Origin of the sequence: Pseudomonas agronomica (assembly GCF_025917275.1) — a bacterium.
Classification (GTDB): Bacteria; Pseudomonadota; Gammaproteobacteria; order Pseudomonadales; family Pseudomonadaceae; genus Aquipseudomonas; species Aquipseudomonas agronomica.
Genome location: NZ_JAOSHO010000596.1, coordinates 1 through 2,807 on the forward strand (window position 1 = coordinate 1; position 2,807 = coordinate 2,807).

The 2,807-nt window shown below is 63.3% G+C and carries 4 protein-coding genes; all 4 read left to right on the forward strand.

All coding sequences use genetic code 11. The features are described from left to right. The coding region (locus OC610_RS24970; protein ID WP_264431689.1) for a hypothetical protein at positions 1–185 on the forward strand (185 nt) is incomplete at its 5' end. Beyond that, a complete protein-coding gene (locus OC610_RS24975) occupies positions 182–1,546 on the forward strand; it encodes a 3-carboxy-cis,cis-muconate cycloisomerase (RefSeq protein ID WP_264431690.1) in 1,365 nt (454 codons plus the stop codon). The genes OC610_RS24970 and OC610_RS24975, both read left to right, overlap by 4 nt. A gap of 12 nt (positions 1,547–1,558) precedes the next feature. Further along, positions 1,559–2,359 (forward strand): 3-oxoadipate enol-lactonase, encoded by an 801-nt coding sequence (pcaD, locus tag OC610_RS24980; RefSeq protein ID WP_264431692.1) that lies wholly within the window; start codon positions 1,559–1,561, stop codon positions 2,357–2,359. A gap of 10 nt (positions 2,360–2,369) precedes the next feature. Then, positions 2,370–2,762: a 4-carboxymuconolactone decarboxylase gene (gene pcaC, locus OC610_RS24985; protein WP_030142291.1), complete on the forward strand. Its 393-nt coding sequence runs from the start codon at positions 2,370–2,372 to the stop codon at positions 2,760–2,762. Positions 2,763–2,807: the final 45 nt, after the last annotated feature.

Consider the following 2,807-nt stretch of genomic DNA (forward strand, 5'->3'; position numbering starts at 1 on the left):
GATCTTTTGATCTTTCACTTGAGACTCAAGTGTCAGGGGAAAAGATCGCAGCCTCGTTGCACTCGGCAGCTCCTACGCAGTTGCTACGCAGTTGCTACGCAGCTCTTACGCAGATCCTGCGGGTGCACGTCAGCGGGAGCAATCTTGGCCACAGAGACATCCATTTTTTCAAGGAATGTTCATGAACGACCGACCGGCCAATCAGCTGTTCGATGCCTACTTCACCGCCCGCGACATGCGCGAGATTTTCTGCGATGCGGGGCGGGTACAGGCCATGCTGGACGTCGAGGCCGCATTGGCCCGGGCCGAGGCGCGAGTAGGGCTGATTCCCCACGACGCAGTGGCACCGATCGAGAACGCCTGCCGTGCCCAGCTGTACGATTTTTCGGCATTGAGCGAAGCGATCGCCAGTGCCGGCAATTCGGCGATCCCGCTGGTCAAGGCGCTGAGCAAGCGCATCGCTACCGAGAGCGCCGAGGCTGAGCGTTATGTGCACCTGGGGGCGACCAGCCAGGACGTGATGGACAGCGGACTGGTGCTGCAACTGCGCCAGGCGTTGGGCTTGATCGAGGACGAATTGGCGCAACTGGCCGCCACCCTGGCCCGACAAGCCGAACGTTACGCCGCCACGCCGTTGGCCGGTCGAACCTGGCTGCAACACGCCACACCGGTCACCCTGGGCATGAAAATCGCCGGTTGGCTGGGGGCGATCACCCGCAGTCGCCAGCGCTTGAGCGAGCTCAAGCCACGCCTGCTGGTGCTGCAATTTGGCGGCGCCTCCGGGACACTCGCCGCCTTGGGCGACCAGGCGCTGCCGGTCGCCGAAGCCTTGGCCGCCGAGTTGCGACTGACCCTGCCGGAACAACCGTGGCACACCCAGCGCGATCGTCTGGTGGAGTTCGGCGCGGTGCTGGGGTTGATCGCCGGCAGCCTGGGCAAGTTGGGGCGCGACATCAGCCTGCTGATGCAGACCGAGGCCGGCGAAGCATTCGAACCCTCCGCGCCGGGCAAGGGCGGTTCGTCGACCATGCCCCACAAGCGCAACCCGGTGGGCGCGGCGGTGTTGATCGGCGCGGCGACGCGCGTGCCTGGCTTGGTGTCGACGCTGTTCAGCGCCATGCCCCAGGAACACGAGCGCAGCCTGGGCCTGTGGCACGCCGAATGGGAAACCCTGCCGGAGATCTGCTGCCTGGTCTCGGGCGCCTTGCAACAGGCGCGGCTGTTGGCCGACGGGCTGGAAGTGGACGCGGCGCGCATGGCCCGCAACCTGGAACTGACTCAGGGCTTGGTGCTGGCGGAAGCGGTAAGCATCGTCCTGGCCCAGCGTGTGGGGCGCGACACTGCGCATCATTTGCTTGAACAATGCTGCAAGCGCGCCGTGGCCGAACAGCGGCATCTACGCGATGTGCTGGGGGACGAACCCCAGGTCACCGCGCAGTTATCCACCAGCGAACTCGATCACCTGCTCGACCCGGCCCACTACCTTGGCCAAGCCCAAACCTGGGTCGCCCGGGCCGTGGCCGAACACCTTGCCTTGAATGCCTGAAAGGAGATTGTTGTGGGATTCATCAAACTCGCCGAGGGCGATCTGAATTACCGATTCGACGGGTCGCAAGATGCCCCGGTGTTGCTGCTTTCCAACTCCCTGGGCACTGATTTGCACATGTGGGACGAACAGGTCCCGGCCTTTAGCGAGCATTTTCGCGTGCTGCGTTTTGACACTCGCGGCCATGGTCAATCGCTGGTGACCGAAGGCCCCTACAGCATCGAGCAACTGGGCCGCGATGTGCTGGCGATGCTTGATCAACTGAGCATCGACAAAGTGCATTTCTGTGGCTTGTCCATGGGCGGGTTGATCGGTCAGTGGCTGGGCATTCATGCCGGCGAACGCCTGCGCAAATTGGTGGTGTGCAACACGGCCGCCAAGATCGGCGATCCGTCGATGTGGAACCCGCGCATCGAAACCGTGCTGCGCGATGGCAAGGATGCGATGGTGGCGTTGCGTGACGCCTCGATTGCCCGATGGTTTACCCCGGACTTCGCCGAGGCCCAGCCTGCGACGGCAAAAAAAATTACCGACATGCTGGCCGCCACGTCGCCCCAAGGTTATGCAGCCAACTGTGCGGCGGTACGTGATGCCGATTTCCGCGAGCAGTTGACGTCGATTCGTGTGCCGCTGCTGGTGATCGCTGGCACCGAAGATGCCGTGACACCGCCGTCGGGTGGGCACTTTATCCAGGCGCGGGTCAGTGGGGCCGAATACGCCGAGTTTTACGCTGCACATCTTTCCAACGTCCAGGCTGGTGCTGCGTTCAGCGCGCGGGTGCTGGATTTCCTGCTTGATTCCGGCCGGGCCTGAGGAGTTTTCTGTGGACGAGAAACAACGTTACGACGAAGGCATGCAGGTACGCCGCGCCGTGCTGGGCGATGCCCACGTGGATCGCAGCCTCAATGCCTTGACCGAATTCAACAGTGAATTCCAGGAGATGATCACCCGTCACGCCTGGGGCGACATCTGGACCCGCCCGGGACTGCCGCGCCATACCCGCAGCCTGATCACCATCGCCATGCTGATCGGCATGAACCGCAACGAAGAACTCAAGCTGCACCTGCGCGCCGCCGCCAACAATGGCGTGAGCCGCAGCGAGATCAAGGAAGTGATCATGCAGAGCGCCATCTACTGCGGCATCCCGGCGGCCAATGCCACCTTCCACCTGGCCGAATCGGTCTGGGATGAACTGGGCGTCGAATCGCGGGGTTGAGACCCACCCCCGATCCCTGTGGGAGCGAGCCTGCTCGCGAAAGCG

Bases quoted from the DNA above. Each gene is read 5' to 3' on its own strand.
- OC610_RS24975 (WP_264431690.1), top strand. From the start codon at position 182: ATGAACGACCGACCGGCCAATCAGCTGTTCGATGCCTACTTCACCGCC.